The sequence below is a fragment of the Acinetobacter corruptisaponis genome (assembly GCF_030053775.1).
In the GTDB taxonomy this organism is placed as follows: domain Bacteria; phylum Pseudomonadota; class Gammaproteobacteria; order Pseudomonadales; family Moraxellaceae; genus Acinetobacter; species Acinetobacter corruptisaponis.
Genome location: NZ_CP125669.1, coordinates 2,581,906 through 2,604,329 on the forward strand (window position 1 = coordinate 2,581,906; position 22,424 = coordinate 2,604,329).

Annotated in this window: 18 protein-coding genes and 4 tRNA genes; 14 read left to right on the forward strand and 8 right to left on the reverse strand. The window is 45.5% G+C overall.

Annotation, left to right across the window (positions count from 1 at the left end):
* Nucleotides 1–43 precede the first annotated feature (43 nt).
* A complete protein-coding gene (locus tag QLH32_RS12295) occupies nucleotides 44–1,663 on the forward strand; it encodes a hypothetical protein (RefSeq protein WP_283266454.1) in 1,620 nt (539 codons plus the stop codon).
* Nucleotides 1,664–1,836: 173 nt separating this feature from the next.
* Nucleotides 1,837–2,772, forward strand: a complete 936-nt coding sequence (locus tag QLH32_RS12300; protein ID WP_411956093.1) for a hypothetical protein — start codon at nucleotides 1,837–1,839, stop codon at nucleotides 2,770–2,772.
* 84 nt (nucleotides 2,773–2,856) lie between these two features.
* Here the strand turns inward: QLH32_RS12300 and QLH32_RS12305 are convergent.
* The 7 genes from QLH32_RS12305 to QLH32_RS12335 form a co-directional block, all read right to left on the reverse strand.
* Nucleotides 2,857–2,932, reverse strand: a tRNA-Glu gene (locus tag QLH32_RS12305).
* A gap of 39 nt (nucleotides 2,933–2,971) precedes the next feature.
* Nucleotides 2,972–3,047: transfer RNA gene (locus QLH32_RS12310), tRNA-Glu, on the reverse strand.
* Between the two features lie 245 nt (nucleotides 3,048–3,292).
* Entirely contained in the window at nucleotides 3,293–4,699 is a 1,407-nt protein-coding gene (locus QLH32_RS12315; protein WP_283266455.1) for an amino acid permease, read from the reverse strand.
* Nucleotides 4,700–4,812: 113 nt separating this feature from the next.
* Nucleotides 4,813–4,888, reverse strand: a tRNA-Glu gene (locus QLH32_RS12320).
* 55 nt (nucleotides 4,889–4,943) lie between these two features.
* Nucleotides 4,944–5,019, reverse strand: a tRNA-Ala gene (locus tag QLH32_RS12325).
* Between the two features lie 58 nt (nucleotides 5,020–5,077).
* Nucleotides 5,078–6,586 carry a glutamate--tRNA ligase gene (gene gltX / locus QLH32_RS12330; protein WP_283266456.1) on the reverse strand — a complete coding sequence of 503 codons (1,509 nt, stop codon included), beginning with the start codon at nucleotides 6,584–6,586 and terminating at the stop codon, nucleotides 5,078–5,080.
* Between the two features lie 108 nt (nucleotides 6,587–6,694).
* A complete protein-coding gene (locus QLH32_RS12335; RefSeq protein ID WP_267980802.1) occupies nucleotides 6,695–7,003 on the reverse strand; it encodes a DUF4179 domain-containing protein in 309 nt (102 codons plus the stop codon).
* A gap of 409 nt (nucleotides 7,004–7,412) precedes the next feature.
* Between QLH32_RS12335 and QLH32_RS12340 the strand changes: the two genes are divergently transcribed.
* The 8 genes from QLH32_RS12340 to QLH32_RS12375 all read left to right on the forward strand — a co-directional run bounded on the left by QLH32_RS12340 (nucleotide 7,413) and on the right by QLH32_RS12375 (nucleotide 16,642).
* Nucleotides 7,413–8,408: a sulfate ABC transporter substrate-binding protein gene (locus tag QLH32_RS12340; protein ID WP_267980801.1), complete on the forward strand. Its 996-nt coding sequence runs from the start codon at nucleotides 7,413–7,415 to the stop codon at nucleotides 8,406–8,408.
* Between the two features lie 197 nt (nucleotides 8,409–8,605).
* Nucleotides 8,606–9,532 (forward strand): 16S rRNA (cytosine(1402)-N(4))-methyltransferase RsmH, encoded by a 927-nt coding sequence (gene rsmH, locus QLH32_RS12345; protein ID WP_283266457.1) that lies wholly within the window; start codon nucleotides 8,606–8,608, stop codon nucleotides 9,530–9,532.
* Nucleotides 9,529–9,867 carry a cell division protein FtsL gene (ftsL, locus tag QLH32_RS12350; RefSeq protein WP_283266458.1) on the forward strand — a complete coding sequence of 113 codons (339 nt, stop codon included), beginning with the start codon at nucleotides 9,529–9,531 and terminating at the stop codon, nucleotides 9,865–9,867. Before rsmH ends, ftsL begins: the two co-directional genes overlap by 4 nt.
* A 10-nt stretch (nucleotides 9,868–9,877) precedes the next feature.
* Nucleotides 9,878–11,710: a penicillin-binding protein PBP3 gene (gene ftsI / locus QLH32_RS12355; protein WP_279958707.1), complete on the forward strand. Its 1,833-nt coding sequence runs from the start codon at nucleotides 9,878–9,880 to the stop codon at nucleotides 11,708–11,710.
* Between the two features lie 3 nt (nucleotides 11,711–11,713).
* Nucleotides 11,714–13,213, forward strand: coding sequence for a UDP-N-acetylmuramoyl-L-alanyl-D-glutamate--2,6-diaminopimelate ligase (locus QLH32_RS12360; protein ID WP_283266459.1), 1,500 nt, complete (start codon nucleotides 11,714–11,716; stop codon nucleotides 13,211–13,213).
* 22 nt (nucleotides 13,214–13,235) lie between these two features.
* Complete coding sequence (locus QLH32_RS12365) at nucleotides 13,236–14,645, forward strand: UDP-N-acetylmuramoyl-tripeptide--D-alanyl-D-alanine ligase (protein ID WP_283266460.1); 1,410 nt, start codon at nucleotides 13,236–13,238, stop codon at nucleotides 14,643–14,645.
* Nucleotides 14,646–15,764 carry a phospho-N-acetylmuramoyl-pentapeptide-transferase gene (mraY, locus tag QLH32_RS12370; protein ID WP_283266461.1) on the forward strand — a complete coding sequence of 373 codons (1,119 nt, stop codon included), beginning with the start codon at nucleotides 14,646–14,648 and terminating at the stop codon, nucleotides 15,762–15,764. It begins immediately after the preceding gene.
* Between the two features lie 59 nt (nucleotides 15,765–15,823).
* Nucleotides 15,824–16,642, forward strand: a complete 819-nt coding sequence (locus tag QLH32_RS12375; protein WP_283266462.1) for a putative RNA methyltransferase — start codon at nucleotides 15,824–15,826, stop codon at nucleotides 16,640–16,642.
* Between the two features lie 13 nt (nucleotides 16,643–16,655).
* Here QLH32_RS12375 and ponA read toward each other — a convergent pair whose 3' ends face one another.
* A complete protein-coding gene (gene ponA / locus QLH32_RS12380) occupies nucleotides 16,656–19,247 on the reverse strand; it encodes a penicillin-binding protein PBP1a (RefSeq protein WP_283266463.1) in 2,592 nt (863 codons plus the stop codon).
* 162 nt (nucleotides 19,248–19,409) lie between these two features.
* Between ponA and QLH32_RS12385 the strand changes: the two genes are divergently transcribed.
* The 4 genes from QLH32_RS12385 to QLH32_RS12400 are packed head-to-tail and all read left to right on the forward strand — an operon-like array spanning nucleotide 19,410 to nucleotide 22,367.
* Nucleotides 19,410–20,468, forward strand: a complete 1,059-nt coding sequence (locus tag QLH32_RS12385; protein WP_283266464.1) for a pilus assembly protein PilM — start codon at nucleotides 19,410–19,412, stop codon at nucleotides 20,466–20,468.
* Nucleotides 20,468–21,100 carry a PilN domain-containing protein gene (locus QLH32_RS12390; RefSeq protein WP_283266465.1) on the forward strand — a complete coding sequence of 211 codons (633 nt, stop codon included), beginning with the start codon at nucleotides 20,468–20,470 and terminating at the stop codon, nucleotides 21,098–21,100. The genes QLH32_RS12385 and QLH32_RS12390 overlap by 1 nt, the downstream gene beginning before the upstream one ends.
* Nucleotides 21,097–21,840 carry a type IV pilus inner membrane component PilO gene (locus QLH32_RS12395; protein WP_283266466.1) on the forward strand — a complete coding sequence of 248 codons (744 nt, stop codon included), beginning with the start codon at nucleotides 21,097–21,099 and terminating at the stop codon, nucleotides 21,838–21,840. Before QLH32_RS12390 ends, QLH32_RS12395 begins: the two co-directional genes overlap by 4 nt.
* Entirely contained in the window at nucleotides 21,840–22,367 is a 528-nt protein-coding gene (locus tag QLH32_RS12400) for a pilus assembly protein PilP (RefSeq protein WP_283266467.1), read from the forward strand. The genes QLH32_RS12395 and QLH32_RS12400 overlap by 1 nt, the downstream gene beginning before the upstream one ends.
* The last annotated feature ends 57 nt before the right edge of the window (nucleotides 22,368–22,424 follow it).

Consider the following 22,424-nt stretch of genomic DNA (forward strand, 5'->3'; position numbering starts at 1 on the left):
TAGTTTTATTCTAGGGTCTATTTACGGTTGTGAAAGGAAACGCATGTTATCCACCAAAATTCTAAAATTGCGTTTGTCTCGGATTGCAAAGGGCAAGGAACATTTTTCCACTCAGGACAAGTTGATGCTGGTGAGTATGGAAAGTCCAGATCTCAGTGCCAATTTCTTTTTACGGCTCTTTAAGATGTCTTTGCCAAAACAATGGAAATTCAGGCATGAGACGGAAGAGGACATCCTGTATTCAACACAGCTGATTCAATTGGTTGAAGATGAGTTTATTCCTGTCTATGAAACCCATGCCAGAAAACATGCCTGGTATGAACAATGCCTGATGTATCGACTGAACTTCATTACGCCACAACCGACCCAGCAGCAAATCAACATCTATTTGCGTCAACTCGCCCCATGTTTGGACCAGCAGCCTAAACTGGATTTGCTTCATCATTTTCAGCAGCAATATCCAAGTGCCCAGTATGCGGTGGCACTGGCAAAGTCCTATGCAGGTGCAGGGCAATATGCGCAGGCCATCATGCAATATGAATGGGCGGCGCAGCAATCCACCCAGCACAATGAAGTTGCCTTTTATGGCTATATCGACTGTCTGATTAAGCGGAACCAGCCTGAATATAAGCCACAACTGAGTGATGTGGAATATGCAGTTGAGTTGTTAAACCAATATGGCAAACCGATTGACCAGAAAACCCATGCCATGCTGTTGCAGCGGGCAGTGAGCCTGTTGTTACCCGTCAACATCTTGCAGACACGGGCAACTGAAACCAATATCTTGGCTGATGTCGGACGTGGTTTAAATTCACTGGGGAAATCCTTGGGTGGGATACTGGGTGGAAGAGAGTTGCATCTTCCTTATAGTCAGGATGTGATTGCCAGCGCGCCACAGCTTTTAATGGATCAGACCATTCTTGTGAGCCTGGCTCATTCAAATAACATGCAGGCAGCGTTAAAACGTATTTTAAACCCTGAAAATGATTCGGCAATCACACAGGATAATGCTGAACAACAACTTGGGCGTTTATGGCTTGCTGTTCAGGCCAATCCTGATATGTTGAAATTATTGAACCAACCTGAGCAATTAACAACAACACTGACCAATACAAAGGCATTGGATGAGACCAATTTAAATCTGGGATCAATCCAGACCATTCTAGCGCAGGGCTTAATGGCCTATCTGGGCGATATTCGTCTGGATAAACATCATCCTGAAAGAATGGCCTTATATGACCAGCGGGATGTGGTGGTTGCAGAAATGACTGCATTTGCCCAATGGTTCCATCAGGATATTTTAAAGGTCTACCTTGAGCAACAAAGTAAACGATTGCAGCACATGCTGCGTTTGTTGCGTGAGCAGACGGTTGAGGCTGGGCTGACAAGCGGGCTGTTTGCCTATCAGTTTGAACAGCAGCAGCGGGCTCAGGACCTGTTTAACTGGATGCAGCAAAAACTGGAAAAGGGCAATGATTTTGACAGGCTGCAGGCTGCATGGGTGGCGCTGAGGGAGATTGTTCATTTCCATTTTGAGGGTGTGGAAGAAAAGATTGAGTTACTCCAGCAGGCTTTGGAAAAGTATAAAACCATCCGTCTGGAACAGGTGTGGGTACGACCCGAGCAACCTGAAAACACATCCATCAAAGAAGATGAAAAGTAACGTTTTTTTATTAGGGATTGTATGTCTGACGCATTAAATAATTTGAAGTTACGCAACAAAAAGACGCAATTTGCCATGCGTTGCATGCTAATCTAGAAAAAAACGTTGAATAAGTTTAAGTAGAGTGTAGCCCATAGAAATGGGCCAGTAAGAAAGGGAAGAGGGAGAACATCTTGAATCGACAAGATGATAAAAAGGCAATGTTTGATATTATGCCAGCAGACTCAGATGAATCGGGTGAAAAACCATCACTGTCACGTCGGCTGATCAACAAGACCCTGCAACATGCGCAGGATGCGGTTGAATTTGCCACGGACACATCCCGTAATATTGCAGGTGTTGCGGATGCCGCACTGGATGCCTTGGATCATGTGACCCACCAGACCAAACGGGGAGTGGAGGGGATGCGCAATTCCGTGCGTGACATGGTTTCCGAGACCAGTGAAGCAGCACGTCAGGTTGCACTGGCAATGGCGAGGGCATCTCTGGGTAAAGGTACAATTACCCTGTATTTGCCTGAAATGTTATTGAACAGCCAATTGCGTAAACGCATCAATCGGGCGGAAATTGATGACATTAAGGTGGAATGTGGCAATGACCGCTTTCACATTGAACTGGACGGGCATTACCGTCGTTTTCTCTATCGTCTTTCGCTTGAGTTCAATGTGCTGGAATGTCGCATTGGTCAGGAAAAATATCTGCGTTTACGCCAGATTGATGAGCATCTGGACCTGCAAATCCGTCATGGTGGCACGCTAACCAATTGGGCGGCACGTCGGGTGGGTAATGTCAGCTTTGAAGTCATTAATTCCTTGCCCATTCCTTTTTTAATCAACCACCTGATCCGTGATGTACCAGGCATCCAGAAAGAGGGGCACCGCATTTGGTATATCGACCTTGAGGAAGCGGGCTTTATTGATTTTATTAACAATCGTTCATGGATGGTTGATAAGCTGCTCAGCCTGTCTGATTTTAGCATCCTGCCTGGCTTGAACATTTTGCAGGAAAGCCGTGAGCTGGTACAGCAACTGGTGGACCAGTTTGAGATTCGTGGCTTACGGGTACAGTCAGGACGGCTGGAAGTACAGGTTGGTATCGGAACAGATTAGGGTAGGGGCGTATTGTATACGCCCTGTAAATTGGATATGTCCAATAAAAAAAGCCACTGTCAATGCAGTGGCTTTTTTAGAATCTGGCGTCCCTACGGGGATTCGAACCCCGGTTACCGCCGTGAAAGGGCGATGTCCTAGGCCTCTAGACGATAGGGACTTATTGAGGCATACATCTGATTAATTTATTTAAATAAATTGGCGTCCCTACGGGGATTCGAACCCCGGTTACCGCCGTGAAAGGGCGATGTCCTAGGCCTCTAGACGATAGGGACGTTTCAGAGGTGGGCGTATATTAGGTTGAATTGCATAGGGTGTCAAACACTTTTCTCAGGAAAATCCAGAAAAACTTGATAAGTGTCTAAAAATAAAGCGTTGTGCGGAATAAATAAGCAAAAATGGTTTTAAGGTCAGTTGTTTCAGCCAAATCGCCTTTTTATGGAGATAAAAAATGCAGCTTGAGCAAGCCAAAGCGATTGAAGCTTTGGCGAAGTGCAAGTGCATTTTTATTGAGTCAATTTTATGTACGGTCACGATAGAAAACGTAATGGCTGAGATAACAGGCTGCGATAAACAGTAAACATCCGATAAAGCCAGCCTGCATTTCAGGATCTGCCGCCATACTTAAACCTGTAATAAAGCAGAAGACAAAACCCAGAATCGGAACAATCGGATAAAGTGGCGCAGCAAACTTTAGGTCTTTTGCGGAGTGACCAGCCTTGTACCATGTACGTCTAAAGTTGAACTGGCTCCAGCAGATGCTCATCCACACAATCACCATAGTAAAAGCGGCAATACCGAGTAAATTCTTAAAAATGGTTTCAGGGGCAAAATGCTCTGATAACAGTCCTGGAATTGCACCAAACATAGTGACCACCAGTGCAATCACAGGTGTGCCGCTACTCGACAGGCGCGAGAACACTTGTGGAAGCTGGCGCTGGGCGGACAATGACCACATCATCCGTGATGCTGCATACAGACCAGAATTGGCGGCAGACAACAGTGCGGTAATAATCACGAAGCGGATAATGTCATCGGCATAAGGGATACCGATGTAGTTAAACACAGTCACGAAAGGGCTGTTGCTTACGCCCTCACCACCTAGGCCTGCAACCTGAAATGGCAATAAGGCACTAATCACCACGATGGTGCCGACAAAGAAAATCAGTAGCCGCCATATTGCGGCGTTGATGGCTTTTGGCACATTCACTGCAGGGTCTTTGGTTTCACCTGCTGCCACTCCAATCAGTTCAGTGCCTGAAAAGGCAAAGTTTACAATCAGCATGGTGGTGAAAATTGGAACCAGTCCCTGAGGAAACCAGCCCTGCGCAGTAAGGTTATGGAATAGAGGGGCAGACTCGGCACCGTGGAAAGGAATCAGGCCGAAAATTGCCAGCAAACCCAGGATAATAAAGGCAACCACAGTCACCACTTTAACCAGTGCCAGCCAAAATTCAGATTCAGCAAAAATACGGGTTGAGCTGAGGTTCAATGCAAAAATGGTGATGGCAAAGATAATGGTCCAGATCCACATGGAAATATGTGGAAACCATTCCTGCATCAGCAAGGCCGCAGCTGTAAATTCGGTCCCCAAGGTTGCGGTCCATGTCAGCCAGTAGACCCAGGAAATCATGTATCCCGTACCTGGACCAATGTATTTTTGCGCGTATGCACCAAAGGAACCCGCCACAGGCATGTGTACCGCCAGTTCACCTAGACAGAGCATGACCATATAGGCGATCAGGCCACCTAAAATATAGGCAATGATGGCACCAACTGGACCTGTTTGGGCGATGACTTCACCAGAACCAAGAAACAGGCCTGTACCAATTGCGCCACCTAAAGAAAGCATGACCAAATGGCGGGTACTCATCGCACGTTTCAGTGCCTTGGTTTCTGAATTCGCATTTGAGTTGGAAGATTGCATAGCACAATTTGTCCAAGCATGGAGAAGCGGCTATTTTATGGAAAATTCGGAAATGTGCAATCTGAATAATGGAAAGATTGAGAGAAAAGTATAATTATTGGATAAACAGAATATGGCGTCCCTACGGGGATTCGAACCCCGGTTACCGCCGTGAAAGGGCGATGTCCTAGGCCTCTAGACGATAGGGACAGATGAGGCAGTCATTTATCTGCATAGCGCAGATGAAACATACACATAAGAAACTTGGTGGAGTCAAGCGGGATCGAACCGCTGACCTCTACAATGCCATTGTAGCGCTCTACCAACTGAGCTATGACCCCAGTATGTGTGACAGCAATCTTAGGGGGATTGCCATCACACGTCAATGATTAGATTGAATTAATTTTCACTGTTTGCATCATTTTTCGGCAATTTCAGCGTTTCATTCAACTTTTCCCAAACTTTCAGTTCTTTCTTGCTTGGAGAACCAACAATCTCAAGCGCATGGCGTAGACGGGCAAAGGTCAGGTCAGGCCCAATGGTCACCATGGATTGCATGACAGGCGTGGAGCTGGTTGAACCTGCAATCGCAATAAAGAATGCAGGCATGAAGTCACGCAGCTTCACTTCCATCTGGTTTGCCAGGTCCATCAGTGTCTGGCTGACTGTGTCATTGTTCCAGGTGAACTGGCTTTCCAGACGCCAAATGGCAAACTGTAGACTTTGGCGAACCTGTTCTTCAGTCAATTTCTTGCTTTCAAACTGTTCCTTGCTGATTTGAGGCATGTGGTTGAAATAGAAACCTGCCCAGTTTACCGCTTCAGACAATAGGTTAATACGTGGCTGAATGGCGGTGGCAATATCTTCCAGCGTTTGACGGTCATTTTTCCATGCCAGTAAACGGTCCAGCAATTGTCCAGGAGTCAGTGCCTTGATCCATTGACCATTCAGCCAGTTGAGTTTTTCAACATCAAAGATTGGACCACCCAGTGAAACACGCTGTACATCAAAGTTTTCCACCATTTCCTCTAAGGTGAACACCTCACGCTCATCTGGCATAGACCAGCCCATACGGCCTAAATAGTTGAGCAGGGCTTCTGGTAACACGCCGATGTCACGATAGTAGTTGATTGAGGTTGGATTTTTGCGTTTAGACAATTTTGATTTGTCTGGGTTACGCAATAAAGGCATGTGGCACAGGGTTGGCATGTCCCAGCCAAAATATTGATACAGCAACTGGTGCTTTGGTGCAGAAGGCAGCCATTCCTCGCCGCGCAATACATGGGTGATTTCCATTAGGTGATCGTCAACCACATTGGCAAGGTGGTAGGTTGGCAAACCATCAGTTTTTAACAGTACCTGCATGTCCACCTGTGCCCAGGGAATCTCCACTTCACCACGCAACAGGTCATTGATCTTACATACACCCTGTTCAGGGACTTTCATGCGGATCACATGGGGCTCGCCCGCAGCAAGACGATGTTCCACTTCTTGCTGTGATAATTTTAGCCCACGACCATCATATTTGGGTGTTTCACCACGCGCCTGCTGTTCAGCACGCATCTGGTCAAGTTCTTCCGCAGTTGCAAAACAGTAGAAAGCATGACCTTTTTCAACCAATTCCAGAGCATACTGCTTATAGATTCCCATCCGTTCCGACTGGCGATAAGGCGCATGTGGTCCACCAACATCAGGACCTTCCGACCAGTTCAGACCCAGCCAGCGCAAAGAGTCCAGAATCATCTTTTCAGATTCAGGTGTTGAGCGAAGCTGGTCGGTATCCTCAATACGGAGAATGAACTCACCACCATGCTGTTTGGCAAAACACAGGTTGAACAGGGCAATATAGGCAGTACCTACATGCGGAAAGCCTGTAGGGGAGGGAGCAATACGGGTACGAACTTTCATAGCGGAATGGGGTTTTTAAAATAAAATTGGCACTATTATAACGAAAAAGCCTAGTCACGACATGACTAGGCCCATTTAAACATGCAAGGGGACTACATATTTAAAAAATCAGGAATTTTGCTGCTGGAACAGACTCTGCACAAAACGTGAAAAACGCTGGTTCTGCGTTGCAAAGAAATTCTGTGTTGGCGTGGTGCGGATGGTGTTCAACATTTTCAATTCATCATCTGTCGATGGAATCATGCTGGTGTTGCGTTTTTGCTGATCCAGCGCCTTGCCAATAAGTGAAGATGAAGTCGATTTATCAATCGTTTTTATGTTACTGCTTTCTTTAATTGCAGCTGCATGCCCGAACTGGACTGAACATACCAAAAATAAACTTAAGCATAATGTTTTTTTCAATTTTAATGCTCGCATTGCTACGCCCCTACATGATTTCGAGTCTACAAGACTAACTAAGCGAATATAGTATTGCTTTAATGATACAATTCAAACATAAATATTAATGAAAAAGTAGAACTAAGTCACATTTTTTGCAAAAAAGATAAAATTCCATTAATTTTATGTCCAATATTTATAGCTGTGTGGCTACTTTGTGTGCAAGTTAAATTTAGCAGGCAAATATGTAGAAAGCGTGAAGAAGTGTCATTATTCTTTATTTTATTAAACTTTCTTAATTCTAGCTTTTTTTCTGCTAAGTGTAGGCAGTTTTACTATATCTCTAAAACTGGATAATAAAAAAATTATTAATATAATCATATGATTGTAAAATAATTATAAAGAAATATAGTGGTCGTCAATGGGGCGAAAAACGAGTAATCGGTCAATGAAAAAATTAATTGCGACTGCTGTATTGGCATTGGGGCTGGGTGGAGTGGCACAGGCGGCAACAACTTTCCTGAATGTTTCCTATGATCCAACACGCGAGTTCTATCAGGAATATAACCAGGCATTCGGGCAATACTGGAAACAACGTACAGGTCAGGAGGTTGACTTCAAGCAATCTCATGGCGGCTCTGGCAAACAGGCGCGATCTGTGGTTGATGGTTTGCAGGCGGATGTGGTGACCTTGGCGCTGGCCAATGACATTGATGAAATTGCCAATGCAGGCCTGATTCGAAAGGACTGGCAAAAACAGTTCAAGGATAATTCCGCACCATATACCTCAACCGTGGTATTCCTTGTGCGCAAAGGCAATCCTAAAAACATCAAGGACTGGAATGACCTGACCAAAGAGGGTGTGGAAATTATTACCCCAAATCCAAAAACAGGGGGGGCGCCACGCTGGATTTATTTATCTGCCTGGGGCTATGCGTTGAAGCAGCCAGGTGGAAACGATGCAAAAGCGCGTGATCTGGTGAAAAAGCTGTATCAAAATGTCAAGGTGCTGGACTCTGGTGCGCGTGGTTCATTAACCACCTTTGCTGAGCGTGGCATTGGTGATGTGCTGTTGTCTTGGGAAAATGAGGCTTTATTGGCGACTCAGGGACTTGGCAAGGATAAATATGAAATTGTTTATCCATCCATTTCAATTTTGGCAGAACCCTCGGTTGCAATCGTTGATAAGACCGTGGATAAAAATGGAAACCGCCAGTTGGCGCGTGGCTATTTAAACTTCCTTTATTCACCGTTGGGACAGGAGCTTGCGGCGAAACATTATTTCCGCCCCCGTAATCCTCAGGTTGCGGCAAAATATGCAGCACAATTTCCAAAAATTAAGTTGTTTAGCATTAATGATGTGTTCGGTGGATGGGCAAAGGCGCAGAAAACCCACTTTGTAAATGGTGCGGTCTTCGACCAGATTTATACAGAGAAGCAATAAACACTCAGAACAAAAGCAGCGTAAATAAACGTGAAAAGCAAATACACACGATGTATTTGCTTTTTTCTTTGCCAAAAAGATCAAGAAAACGGTTTTATCTATAGAAAGTTAAGAATTCTCTACAAAAAGTCGTTTGGTACTGGCATAAAACAAGGTAATAATGTGCAGTTACATTTTTAGCTATTGATCTATTTCTTATGTCGCATATTTCTGTCTTACTTCATGAAACCGTTGATGGCGTATTGGCAGGTCGCGACACAGGCATTTATGTCGATGCCACCTTTGGTCGTGGAGGACATACCCGACTGTTACTTTCAAAGCTGGATCAGGATGCGCGTGTTTACGCATTTGACAAAGATCCCCAGGCGCTTGAGGTTGCGGCACAACTGGAACAGGAAGATTCCCGTTTCAGGATCATCCATGCCAGTTTTGCCGATATTCAGGCTGAGCTTGTCAGAATTGGCATTACTGAAGTCGATGGCATTATGGCGGATTTGGGCGTATCATCGCCGCAGCTTGATCAGGCAGAGCGTGGCTTTAGCTTTATGCAGGACGGGCCACTGGATATGCGGATGGATAATTCGCAGGGTCCAACCGCAGCACAATGGCTGCTTGAAATCGAAGAAGAAAAACTGGCCAATATTATCTATCAATATGGTGAGGAGCGTTACAGCCGCCGTATCGCCAAAGCGATTAAGCAGGCGGGTGAAATCACCACCACCGCGCAACTTGCTGAAATTGTCAAAACCGCACATCCAAAATGGGAAAAGCATAAGCATCCCGCAACCCGTAGCTTTCAGGCCATTCGTATTGCCATTAACAAGGAGCTGGATGACATTGAGACATTCCTGCCGCAGGCGGTAGAATTGCTCAAGGCAAAAGGGCAGTTGGCGGTGATCAGCTTCCATTCTCTGGAAGACCGTTTAATCAAGCAGTTTATTCAAAAAGAATCGAGTCTGGCTGAGGATTCAGGCTGGGGCATGCCACAGGCACAGGTGGATACCCGACGTTTAAAGAAAGTTTCACGTGTTCGCGCCAGTGAAGCGGAAGTCAAGGCAAATCCCCGTTCGCGGAGCGCATGGCTGCGCGTGGCGGAGCGTTTAGAGCAAAAAGGCAAACAATGAATAACAACAATAATGATGATGTTTTATCAAGCGGCAACAAGGGACTAAAAAAGGTTGTTGTTTACGCTGTACTTGTTGCACTGGTGTTTGTCAGTGCAATGATGGTGGTGTTTCAGGTATTTGAGTATCGCCATGATTATCGTGACTTAAGTGCCTACATGCGTGAAAAGGATGATTTAAACGCGGAATGGGGCCGTTTGCTGATTGAGCAGCAAACCTTTGGTGCCACGGCACAGATTGGTTCCCGTGCGGTCACGCAACTGCGCATGTTTTCACCGCCTGCGGCACAAACGGTTGTGATTTCTTTACCTATGACTTCAAAGCAAGACAAATAAGGCATGCTGTATGGCAGATAAGCGAAGCAAACCAATACGAAAAAAACAGCAGTCCATTTCGGAAAGACCCACCCTTGCGCTGGATATGTGGCGATTTTACTTGCTTTGGGGAACGGTGCTGCTGTGCTTTGTGGTGATTGTGGCGCGTGCTTTCTATGTACAGGTGGTCAATAAGGATTTCTTGCAGAACAAGGCCAATGCCAATATTCTGCGGACTGAGCGTTTAGAGGCAATGCGTGGGGTGATCAGTGACCGTCATGGCGTGCCACTTGCGATCAGCACCCCAATTATGAAGATTGTCATCGACCCAAGGGATTATTGGGAAACCAAGCAGCTTTATGATGAAACGATGGCTGAGCTCAAAAAAGACCCGACCAGTCGTAAATTAAAACGTCAGTTGCCTGATAAAAACCTGAATCTGGATGAATTGGCGGATGCTGTGGGTGTTGATCGCCAAAGTTTGAAGAAGCAGATGAATGATCGTCCACGGTCACGCTATTTGGTACTGCAAAAAGAAATTCCACCGCAACAGGCCGATTTAATTGTTAAGCGTAACTTTCAGGGTGTCTACGCGGAAAAAAGTTATAAACGCTACTATCCGCAACCCCAGCCCAATGCCCAGATTATTGGCCTGACCAATAGTGAGGGAACAGGGATTGAGGGACTGGAAATGCAGTTGAACAAGCAACTGGCAGGACTGGATGGCGAACAAAAAATTATTCGGGATAAAAAAGGCAACCGTTTAAAAGTTTCAGAAGTCATTAAGGAAGTTGAATCGGGCGAAAATATCACCCTGAGTATTGATTCACGTTTGCAGTACATTATGTATCGTGAACTGACCGCCGCTGGGGTGGCAAACAATGCACGTTCCGCAACCGCGATTGCGGTGGATGTGAAAACAGGTGAAATTCTGGCAATGACCAGTTGGCCGTCCTATAACCCGAATGATAAAAATGGGCTTTCCAATAAGGACGCGATGCGTAACCGTGGTGCCATTGATATGTTTGAGCCGGGTTCAACCATGAAGCCGTTTACGGTTGCGGCGGCATTGGAAAGTGGCAAATATACGCCGAACACCATTGTCAACACTTCACCAGGTTCGATGCGTTTGGGTTCGCATACGATTCGTGATACCCATAACTATGGCGCCTTGACCCTGACAGGCATTATCGTTAAATCTTCGAACGTAGGGTCAGCCAAATTAGCCTTGTCCTTGCCTAAAGATGCCATACCCTCTTTCTTCCGTCGAGTGGGTTTTGGTCATCGTTCAGATGTTAAATTTCCAGGGGAAAGTGCAGGTCTGCTGTACTCAGGTGATAAGTTGAATCTATCACAATTGGGGACGATGGCTTATGGTTATGGCTTAAGTGCAACGATTTTGCAGTTGGCGCAAGGTTATGCCATGTTGGCAAACCATGGGGTGGAAGTACCATTAAGCCTGCATAAACTGGATCAGCCGCCTAAGGGTACACAGGTGCTTGATCCTAAAATTGCCGATCAAGTGTTGATGATGCTGGAGCAGGTTACCATGCCAGGCGGAACAGCGACCCAGGCCAATATTCCTGGTTACCGCGTGGGGGGTAAAACAGGAACGGCACACAAGTTGCGTGCAGACCGTAAAGGCTATTCCAGTAATGAGTACCGAGCCTTATTTGCTGGCGTTGCACCGATTAGTGATCCACGTTTGGCCATGATCATTGTCGTGGAAAATCCACAGGGACGTTATTACGGCGGTCTGGTTGCCGCACCTGTGTTTGCGCGAATGATGCAGGAGTCTTTACGTCTGCTCAATGTTCCACTGGATAAGCCACTCGATACCCCACAAAACCCAATCCGTAGGTAGATTATGTCGATTAGTTTTCAACAGATACATCAAATCAGCATAGATGTGGCTTGGTATACACAACCGTTTAAAGGCTTCTGTCTGGATAGCCGTAAGGTTGAAGCAGGGCAAATCTTTATTGCCTTAAACAGTTATAGCCAACCTGAAAAAACACGTCTACTTGCTGAGAATGCCTTGAATGCGGGTGCATTGGCGGTGATTAGTGAAACAGATCTAGGTCTTGCAAATGAATGGGTCTGTCCCGAAGTCCGTTATTTAATGGGTGAATGGCAGAAGCAATATTTACAGGCAGTCGATCCTGTAACAGCGCTGCGTGGAATTGCAGTCACAGGCACCAATGGTAAAACCACCATTTCACGCCTGATTGCCGAGTTGATTAGCTCGCAGGACCAAGGTTGTGCAGTGATGGGAACAACAGGCAATGGCATTCTGCCAAACCTTACGCCATCAACACATACCACTTTAGATGCCTTGCAGTTGCAGAACGCATTGCATGACTATGCCAAACAGGGTGCCAATTTTGTTGCACTTGAAGCTAGTTCACATGGTCTGGAGCAAGGCCGTTTAAATGGCTGTGAGATTGAAATTGCGGTTTATAGCAATTTAAGCCGTGACCATCTGGATTATCATGGCACACTTGAAGCCTATGCTGCGGCAAAGGCTTTGCTGTTCAGGTTTACAAGCTTAAAAGCCGTTATCATTAATCTGGATGATACCCATTCCAGTCTCATGCTGGATGCAGCCAAAGCCAATCCATCCCAGCCAAAAATTTTGACTTATTCCCTGACTCAAACAAATGCCGATTATCATATTGCCGATTTGCAATACCGTTTGAGTGGGGCGGGTTTTACGCTTATTAGCCCAGCAGGTCGTTATACAGTTCAAAGTCCACTGCTTGGACATTTTAATGTTGAAAACCTATTGGCGAGCCTGATTGCAGCAGAATATGCAGGTTTTGCCCTGGCTGATCTGGTGCAGTTTGTACCACAGCTCAGGGGTGCGCCAGGGCGGATGCAGGTGATACAGGATGCTGACCGCTTATTTGTTGTCGATTATGCGCATACCCCTGATGCCTTGATTCAGGTTTTAACCACCTTAAAACGGCATGTCACTGGACAGCTTTGGGCAGTATTTGGCTGTGGCGGTGACCGTGATCGTGGCAAGCGCCCCCTCATGACTCAGGCCGCACTGGATCATGCCAACCCTGTGATGCTGACTTCAGACAACCCGCGTACTGAAAATCCTAAACAGATTTTTACAGATATGAAACAGGGAATTGATTTTGCTGATCATATTGTGCATGAAATCCATGACCGTCGTGAAGCGATTAAATTTGCGGTGGCACATGCACAGGCAGGAGATATTGTGGTGATTGCAGGCAAGGGGCATGAGAACTATCAGGAAATTGATGGGGTCCGTCACTGGTTTGATGATGTGGTGGAAGTACAGTCAGCGCTTGCTGCACAGTCACATTCTGTAGATTCGGCTTATCCTGCACAATAGGGTCAAAAGGTAAATAAAAATCATGCATACCTCAACCACCAGTACCGTTCCACTCACTCCCTGGACCGCAGAGCAACTTCAACAGGCAACTCAGGGTGAATGGCATCAGCATAAGATCCCTCAAGGGGAAATTAAGCGAATTTTGACTGACTCACGTCATGCGGAAGAGGGTGATGCTTTCCTTGCATTAAAGGGCGAGCGTTTTGATGCGCATGACTTTGTAAAGCAAGTGGCAACACAGGGTTGCCAGATCGCCATTGTCGAGCGGCCAGTTGATGCGGATATTGCCCAACTGATTGTAAAAGATACCCGTGTGGCCTTGGGGCAGCTTGGCGCCTATCGCCGTCAGCAGAATCCGCAGCTCAAGGTGATTGCCCTCACAGGCAGTAGTGGCAAAACCACCACCAAGGAAATGCTGGGCAGTATCCTGTCGCGTTTAGCACCCACCCTGATTACGCGGGGTAACCTAAACAATGATTTGGGTGTGCCGATGATGTTGCTGGAGCTGCGTCCAGAACACCAGTATGCAGTGATGGAGTTGGGAGCCAGTCATCAGGGTGAGATTGATTACACTTCAAATCTGGTGCAACCGCATGTGGCTGGGATTCTGAATATTGGAACAGCACATTTGGGTGAGTTTGGTGGACGTGATGGAATTTGCCGTGCCAAGTCAGAAATCTACACACATATCTTGCCGAATGGTACCGCAGTTGTCCCTGCACATGATGATTTCACGGCCACCATTCGCCAAAATGCAGATAATCACCCCATTCTGAGTTTTGGCGAGGGCGGTGATGTGTATGCAAGCGAAATTCAGCTTAATCCACAGTCCGCACAATTTAACCTGCATACGCCGCAAGGTAGCCGAGCAGTGAGCCTGCCATTTGCAGGGGCGCATAATGTGCAGAATGCGGCGGCGGCAACGGCTTTTGCCTTGGCGATTGGTATCGAACTTGATGATATTGTCCAGGGTCTGGAGCAGGCGCAGGGAGCGAAAGGCCGTTTGAATTTCATTCAGCAGCAACATTGTTTATTTATTGATGACACCTATAATGCCAATCCAACCTCAATGCGTGCAGCAGCACAGGTATTGTTGCAGCAGCAGGGCTTAAAAGTCATGGTGATGGGGGATATTGGCGAACTGGGTGACAGCAGTTGGCAGGAGCATCATGACTTGGGCCATGACCTGTCGGCGTTGCCGTTAGACCATTTGGTCGTGGTGGGTGAGTTTGCCACGGCAGCCCAGCAGGGGTCGGCGCATTCAGAAAAGTTACACGCATTTGCAACACAGGCAGACGCTTTACCATTTTTAGTTAATTTAGTCCAAACATACGGATTGGGCGAATCCGCACAGCCGATCAGTTTCCTGTTCAAGGGGTCGCGCTATACCCATATGGAAACGCTGATGGCTGACTTGATGGAGAAAATTTAAATGTTGTTATGGTTATTTGAACATCTGGCGGGCTATGAAAGCTCATTTCAGGTGATTCGTTATTTAACACTGCGTTCGCTACTCAGCATCCTCACTGCCTTGACGATTGGTTTGGTGCTTGGCCCAATCATGATCCGCAAATTGCAGGCACTAAAATATGGTCAGGCAGTCAGCTCATTTGCCCCTGAAAACCATGCCAAGAAAATGGGTACGCCGACCATGGGTGGGGTGCTGATTCTCCTGTCGATTGGGATCAGTACTCTGCTTTGGGCGGACTTATCCAATCCCTATGTCTGGATTGTTCTAGGTGTCATGGTGGTATTTGGTGCTGTAGGCTGGGCAGATGACTGGATCAAGATTCGTTATAAGGATAATGCTGGTCTACCTGCACGCAAAAAATTCTTTTGGACTTCAGTTGCTTCATTAGGGGCAGGTATTGCCTTATACATCATTGCAAAACAGCAGGATAATCCTGTTCATACTGCAAATATGCTGGATTTGCTGATCCCTTTCTTTAAAAACCTTTCCATCCCACTTTCGGCTGTTCCATTAGGATTGGCATTTATTGGCTTTACCTATCTGGTGATTAACGGGGCATCCAATGCGGTGAATCTCACCGATGGTCTGGATGGTCTGGCGATTATGCCGATTGTGATGGTTGCGGCAGGTCTAGGTGTGTTTGCCTATTTGTCAGGTGACATCCGTTTTGCCAACTATCTACATATTCCATATGTGAAATATACATCAGAATTGGTGGTGATTTGTTCTGCCATGGTGGGTGCTGGTCTGGCATTCCTTTGGTACAATGCCCATCCTGCACAAATCTTTATGGGTGATGTTGGTGCCTTGGCGCTGGGAGCGATGCTCGGTACGATTGCAGTGATGGTTCGTCAGGAAATCGTGTTTGCGATTATGGGCGGTGTATTTGTGATGGAAGCGGTTTCGGTGTTCCTGCAAATTGGTTCCTTACGGATGCGCAACAAGCGTGTATTCCTAATGGCGCCTTTGCATCACCATTATGAAAAACAGGGCTGGAAAGAAACCCAGGTGGTGATCCGTTTCTGGATTATTACCATTTTCCTGGTCGTGTTGGGACTAATGACGTTAAAATTACGTTAAGCCATGATTCAAGAGAGAAGCTGGTGAATACCAGCTTTTTTTATGTTTGGAGAAAATAGATGAGTGTATTGATGTGTCCTGTTTGTCGCCAAGCATTGAATTTGGTCGCAAATTCTTGGCAGTGTGAAAAAGGGCATCATTATGATGTGGCCAAACAGGGCTATGTCAATCTGCATGTGGTCCAGCATAAACACAGTAAAACACCAGGGGATACGCCAGAGTCGGTACTGGCACGCCGAGAATTTTTACAGGCTGGTTTTTATCAGCCCTTACAGCAGATGATGGTGGAGTTGCTGCAACAACTCAAGCCAAAAGCGGTTCTGGATATTGGCTGTGGTGAGGGCTATTATACCAATGCCATGCAGCCTTGTACGAAACACTGTGTTGGTGTTGATATTGCCAAAACCGCAGTGCAAAGGGCAGCAAAACTCAATTCACGGGTAGTCTGGGTGGTAGGGACAGGGGCAATATTACCTGTGCAAGATCGTTCGATTGATGTCTGTAGCAGCCTATTTAGTCCCATTCCTCAGCAGGAAATTACAAGGGTATTGAAAGATGAGGGTTATCTAATCATTGCCACGCCTGCACCAAGACATCTTTATGCATTGCGTGAGGCATTGTTCGAACAGGTCAACCTGCACGAGCCGCAGAAATTTGTTGAACAGCTGGATGCCGAGTTTGAATTAAAACATGAACAGCTTGTTGAAGCACCCTTGTCATTGGATCAGCAGGCATTAAGAAACCTTATTGCCATGACACCTTATGCATATAAAGCCAACCCAGAACGACGAAAAACGATTGAGCAGGAACGGCACTTTGCAGTGACAGCCGCGTTTCAAATTTATGTTTTCCAGAAAAGAAACAGGCCATCAATTTGATGGCCTGTTTCTTTTACTGAATTTCATTGATGAGGTTTTCAATCCGATCCCGTTGAGGGGGAGGATTCTGTGGCGTGGAACCCATTGCTGGTGGCTGTTTTCGGGTTGGCACCATGATTTGCTCTTCACCCGAGGCTGAATCAGGTAGGTCTGAAAAGTCATTTTGTGCTGAGCGATCAGGCACTGGTGGTGCTGGACGGTACAATGGACGTGCCAACGGTGGAGAGGCACGATATTCCTTTTGATCCTCATTTTGCTGGACCTGTAGTTTATCGCGGGAAATAGGCTCTTTTGCCTCCTTGTCCAGATGTACCCAGGCAGATGGCGTATCTTTGAGTGAGTTCGCCATAAAGTTGGTCCAGATTGGCAAGGCTGCGACACCACCATATTCGCGGCGGCCCAGCGTCCGTGGCTGGTCAAATCCAACCCAGGCAATTGCGACCAGTTTTCCATTAAATCCAGCGAACCAGGCATCCTTGGCATCATTGGTGGTTCCCGTTTTACCGCCCAGGTCATCACGACCAATTTTGAGTGCGGCGCGACCCGTACCATGCTGAATCACATCACGTAAGATATTCGCCATGTCATAGGCTGAGCTTGATTTTAAAATACGTTGTGCCTGACGATAGTCACTGTTGTTTTTGCTTGCTTTATCAGTGTCTGTAGCTGTAATTTGGGTTTCAGAAGCAGCAGTTGCACCATCCAGAGTTTGATTGGTGATTTCCTTAACGTCTCCATCTTCCTGTTTTTGAGTTTCATCAGGTTGTTGTTCATTATAGGCATTTGGATTATTAATACATGGAATGCAGGCATATTCAGGCTTGGTTTCGTAAATCACCTTGCCAGAGGCATCTTCAATCCGCTTGATGAAATGGGGCTGGATTCGATAGCCACCATTGGCAAAGGTGGCATAACCTGTCGCCATTTGTACAGGCAGTACCTGTGGGGTTCCCAGTGCAATGGTGTAGTTACGCGGAATTTGTTCCTCCTCCAGACCAAAATCCATAAACAGTTGGCGTGCGCGCTCAATACCCACATTTTGTAATAGTCGGACTGATACGGTATTTCGTGATAAATAGAGTGCACGACGGAGTGGAATCATCCCAAGATAGCGTCCATCAGAGTTTTTAGGGGACCACTTGCCAATGGTGATTGGACTATCGTTCACCATGGTGTATGGGGTCATGCCACGTTCTATTGCAAGTGCATAAACGAAAGGCTTAATGGTTGAACCAGGCTGTCTCCAGCCCTGTACAGCACGGTTAAACTTGGACTGATAGAAGTTATAACCACCAACCACCGCTTCAATTGCCCCGTTATTTGGATTGAGGGCAATCAATTGTCCCTGAACTTTAGGCACCTGAACCAAAGACCAGACGCTCTTGTTCTCATTTGGACGCAGGCGAATGATATCTTTTACTTTTACAATTTGAGAGGCATTTGAGGGACCACCCCCAACACTGTTGGCATTACGATAGGGTCTTACCCAGGACATGCCTGACCAATTCACCGTAACTGTGGAACCATCCTGCATTAATGCGTCAAAGGAATTATTAGTGACCTTAACCACTTCTGCGGGATAAGTGTTGGCATAGGCCATAAACTGGTTGAGTGGTTTATCATGCGCTTCAGGACCGCGCCAGCCATGACGGCGGTCATATGCTTCCAGACCCTCTTGAACAGCCTCTTCTGCATAACGCTGGCGGTTACTGTCAATGGTGGTATAGACCTTGTAGCCAGAATCAATTGCCTGCTCACCAAAATGCTCAACCAGCTCAGACCGTACCATTTCCCCCACATAAGGAAAGACATTGCTTACGGAACGGTCAATCATGTTGAGATTAATTGGTTCAGCAACAGCTTTCTGGTATTGGGCCTGATTGATATAACCCAATTGCAGCATGCGTCCAAGAATCCAGTTTCTCCGCTCAAGCGCCCGTTCTGGATTGACCACAGGATTGTATTTGGAGGGTGCTTTTGGCAAACCCGCAATCATTGCCATTTGTGCTGTAGTTAATTCATTAATATTTTTGTTGTAATAGATTCTTGCCGCCGCCGCGATGCCGTAGGCATTTTTGCCCAGAAAGATTTTATTGACATAGGAACTTAAGATTTCCTGCTTGGTCAGGTTTTGCTCTATTTTTCGGGCTAGAAACACCTCGGTGAGTTTGCGTCTCAGCGTTCTTTCAGGACTTAGATAATAGTTTTTTGCCACCTGCATGGTAATGGTTGAACCGCCTGTTTGCACATCTGAACCTGTCACGGATTCAGTTAGAGCTCGCCCCAAGCCCTTGAAACTAATACCGTTATGCTCAAAAAATGAGGAGTCCTCAGCAGCCAGAAAAGCATGGATAAAGGTGGGAGGAATATCTTCATATTTCACAGGGATAGAGAGTTTGCCACCATACTCAGCAATGAGTTTGTTATCCGCCGTATAGACTTGCAATGGTTTTAATAAAGGTGCCTTTTTTAATGAACTCATATCTGGCAATGAGGGTGCTAGATAGAGATACATGCCATAAAATCCCATTGGAAGTGAGACTAAGATAATAATAAGGATCAAAAAAAATGGGCGAACAATACCAGAACTGGATAGCTTTTTCATAATAAGTAAGTTTTAATAAGAGCGAATGGCAAACTAATTGTGGTCAGTATATCCTTTAGACATACGGATTGTTAGATGAGATATTGTATCCGTATCAATTAAAGACCAAAACAGATTAGTGAGTTGTACTTTTGGGGATAAAAAAATAAATAGGAAAGAACTGTGCTCAGGTTATATCGTAAACCAAGTAAGGGGTTAGTAGGGGTCGATATTAGTTCGACAACTGTTAAGTTATTAGAGCTCTCTGTAAAGAACGGTAGATATTGGGTTGAAAGTTATGCCGTGATGCCACTGTCTGAAAACAGTGTGGTGGAGAAAAGCATTCTCAATCCAGAAGCAGTGGGTGATGCACTTGAAAGAGTCATCAACCTTGCGAACCCTCACACTACTCATGTGGCAATTGCCGTGCCTACCTCAATGGTGATTCATAAGATCATTGAAATGGATGCCGATATGTCGGATGAGGAGCGAGAAGTTCAAATCCGTATGGATGCTGAGCAATATATTCCATTCCCTTTAGATGAAGTTAGTCTTGATTTTGAGGTTTTGCCAGACCGTCTGGCAAATCCGAATCGTGTCAATGTGCTTTTGGTGGCCACACGAACTGAAAACGTGGACACCCGTGTTGAAGTTTTAGAGCTTGCTGGTCTAGCCGCGAAAGTTGCTGATGTCGAAAGCTATGCTATGGAACGTGCTTTTAGCGTGTTCGCTGACACCTTGCCAATGGGAGCAAATACCGTTGGTGTTCTGGATATTGGTCATACCATGACGACCTTGTCTGTCATGCAGAAAGGCAAGATTATCTATACTCGTGAACAGGTATTTGGTGGACGTCAATTAACCCAGGATGTTCAGAGTCGCTACGGTTTGTCTTTCGAAGAGGCAGGTCGTGCGAAAAAAGAAAGAACATTGCCAGATGACTATGATACTGAAGTGCTAGAACCATTTCTTGATGCAGTGGTTCAACAGGCTGCCCGTTCACTTCAGTTCTTTTTCTCCTCTTCTCAATTTAATGAAATTGACCATATTTTGCTTGCGGGCGGAAATGCAAATATCCCAGGGCTGGCAAAATTGTTACAACAAAAACTAGGTTATCGTGTCACGATCGCCAATCCATTTTTACAAATGGGTTTTTCTCCCCAAATTGACATTAAAAAAATTGAAAATGATGCTTCCTCATTGATGGTGGCATGTGGTCTAGCATTGAGGAGTTTTGATTAATGGCAAAGATTAACCTACTCCCTTGGCGTGATGAGCTAAGAGAACAGCGAAAGAAAAAGTTTGTTGCATTTTGTGTTGGGGTTGCTGCATTAGGTGTTGCATCAGTCTTTTCTGGTTGGGTGTATTTTGATCAGAAACTGGGTGATCAGGAACAGGCCAATCAATTGATTGTGAGTACCAACCAAAATTTGGATACGCAACTAAAATCGTTGGATGGCTTGCAAGAGCGCCGCAATGCGATTATCGAGCGTATGAAGTTGATTCAGGGGTTGCAAGGACAACGGCCAATTACAGTGCGATTAGTTGATGAGTTGGTACGTGTCACACCTCCAACCATGTATCTGACCAAATTCACGCGTTTGGGCGATAAGTTTACCATTGAGGGTAAAGCGGAAAGTCCAAATACAGTAGCTGAACTATTGCGTAATCTCGAAGCATCACCTTGGTATCGTAATGCCTTTATGAATTCTTTTTTGGCGGCAGATGAAAATAAAAATAAAACAGCAACTTCCCTTGTTCCCCGCGTTGAGGAAAACTATGGAAGCTTTGTGGTCACCGTGGATTTGGGTGAAATAGGTACAACTGCGGAAGCTGGTCCAACGGCAGCACCAGCAACGGGAGCGGCACAATGAGTCAAGATGAATTAAATGAACTGAATCAAGAGGTTGCTGCAAAGAAAAAAAATATGACCGTAGAGCAGTTTTTCCAACAGTTCAATACATTGGATATGAACAATTACGGTAGCTGGCCAGCATCTGTTAAAATTACCTGTTGGATTTTTATTTTCCTAGCTGTACTTGCGCTTGGTTATTTTGTGGTGATTAACTCACAGTTGGAAGCAATTGCGAATGCGCAAGCAAAAGAGCAGAGTCTACTGAATGAATTTAGGGAAAAAGACTCGAAACTGCGTAATTTACAGCAATATCAAACACAATTGCAGGAAATGGAAGCAAATTTTAATCAGCAATTGGAGCAGTTGCCAAAAGAAACTGAAATTCCAAGTTTAGTTGAAGACATTAACTTGACTGGTGTGAACTCTGGTTTGAAGTTTAAAAATATTCGTTTAGAGAGTGAAGTTAAGCAAGAGTTTTTTATTGAACAGCCAATTAGTATTGAGGCTACAGGTGATTATCATGCTTTTGGTGCTTTTGTAACAGGAATTGCTGCACTACCTCGTATTGTTACTCTGCATGATTTTACGGTTGAAGCAAAAGAGGATACTCAAAAGAAATCTGATATTCCAGCTATTAATTATACAGTAAAAGCAAAAACCTATCGTTATGTAGGTGTTGATGATCAGGTAGGCGCAAGTGTATCTTCGGGATCTGCAAACTCTACTAGTGCTTCACCTGAACAAGGAGGGCAGCATTAATGAATCATTATAAGATTTTATTTGCTTTAATACTTATTGGTGGATTGGGTGGGTGTGATTCACGAATTGATGCGGTAAATCAGCAAATGTCGGAAATTCGTAATCAGCCTCCTTTGCCAATTGAACCTGCACCTATATTTACACCTGTACCTCTGTTTAATTATGCAGCGCATCAGTTAAAAAGCCCATTTATGCCGAGTTCTTTGGCTGCTGAGCTTAAGATTATGGCAGGTAAACGAGTTTATCCAAACTTCAATCGCCAGCCGCAACCATTGGAAAGTTATGCTTTAGAATCTCTTAATATGAAAGGTAGTATGCGTGGCAAAGCCAATGATACAATTGCCTTAATTCAAACCCCTGATGGACAAATTGAGCGTGTTCAAGTGGGTAGTTATTTGGGTATGAATCAAGGGCGCATTATTAAAATTAGCCCAACTCAGATCGATTTAGTGGAAATTGTGCCAGATGGACGAGAGGGTTATGTGGAAAGACCTCGAACACTCGTTTTAATTGGACCAGCACCGTAAGATTAAGGGAATAACAATGAAAAAACAGTTTAAAGATTCTTTATTTGGGGAAGCGAA

What these genes read in the sequence shown, in the direction of transcription:
- QLH32_RS12295 (WP_283266454.1), top strand. Translation starts at nt 44, where the DNA reads ATGTTATCCACCAAAATTCTAAAATTGCGTTTGTCTCGGATTGCAAAG.
- QLH32_RS12315 (WP_283266455.1), bottom strand. Translation starts at nt 4,699, where the DNA reads ATGCAATCTTCCAACTCAAATGCGAATTCAGAAACCAAGGCACTGAAA.
- gltX (WP_283266456.1), bottom strand. Translation starts at nt 6,586, where the DNA reads ATGAAAGTTCGTACCCGTATTGCTCCCTCCCCTACAGGCTTTCCGCAT.
- QLH32_RS12335 (WP_267980802.1), bottom strand. Translation starts at nt 7,003, where the DNA reads ATGCGAGCATTAAAATTGAAAAAAACATTATGCTTAAGTTTATTTTTG.
- QLH32_RS12340 (WP_267980801.1), top strand. Translation starts at nt 7,413, where the DNA reads ATGAAAAAATTAATTGCGACTGCTGTATTGGCATTGGGGCTGGGTGGA.
- rsmH (WP_283266457.1), top strand. Translation starts at nt 8,606, where the DNA reads ATGTCGCATATTTCTGTCTTACTTCATGAAACCGTTGATGGCGTATTG.
- ftsL (WP_283266458.1), top strand. Translation starts at nt 9,529, where the DNA reads ATGAATAACAACAATAATGATGATGTTTTATCAAGCGGCAACAAGGGA.
- ftsI (WP_279958707.1), top strand. Translation starts at nt 9,878, where the DNA reads ATGGCAGATAAGCGAAGCAAACCAATACGAAAAAAACAGCAGTCCATT.
- QLH32_RS12360 (WP_283266459.1), top strand. Translation starts at nt 11,714, where the DNA reads ATGTCGATTAGTTTTCAACAGATACATCAAATCAGCATAGATGTGGCT.
- QLH32_RS12365 (WP_283266460.1), top strand. Translation starts at nt 13,236, where the DNA reads ATGCATACCTCAACCACCAGTACCGTTCCACTCACTCCCTGGACCGCA.
- mraY (WP_283266461.1), top strand. Translation starts at nt 14,646, where the DNA reads ATGTTGTTATGGTTATTTGAACATCTGGCGGGCTATGAAAGCTCATTT.
- QLH32_RS12375 (WP_283266462.1), top strand. Translation starts at nt 15,824, where the DNA reads ATGAGTGTATTGATGTGTCCTGTTTGTCGCCAAGCATTGAATTTGGTC.
- ponA (WP_283266463.1), bottom strand. Translation starts at nt 19,247, where the DNA reads ATGAAAAAGCTATCCAGTTCTGGTATTGTTCGCCCATTTTTTTTGATC.
- QLH32_RS12390 (WP_283266465.1), top strand. Translation starts at nt 20,468, where the DNA reads ATGGCAAAGATTAACCTACTCCCTTGGCGTGATGAGCTAAGAGAACAG.
- QLH32_RS12395 (WP_283266466.1), top strand. Translation starts at nt 21,097, where the DNA reads ATGAGTCAAGATGAATTAAATGAACTGAATCAAGAGGTTGCTGCAAAG.
- QLH32_RS12400 (WP_283266467.1), top strand. Translation starts at nt 21,840, where the DNA reads ATGAATCATTATAAGATTTTATTTGCTTTAATACTTATTGGTGGATTG.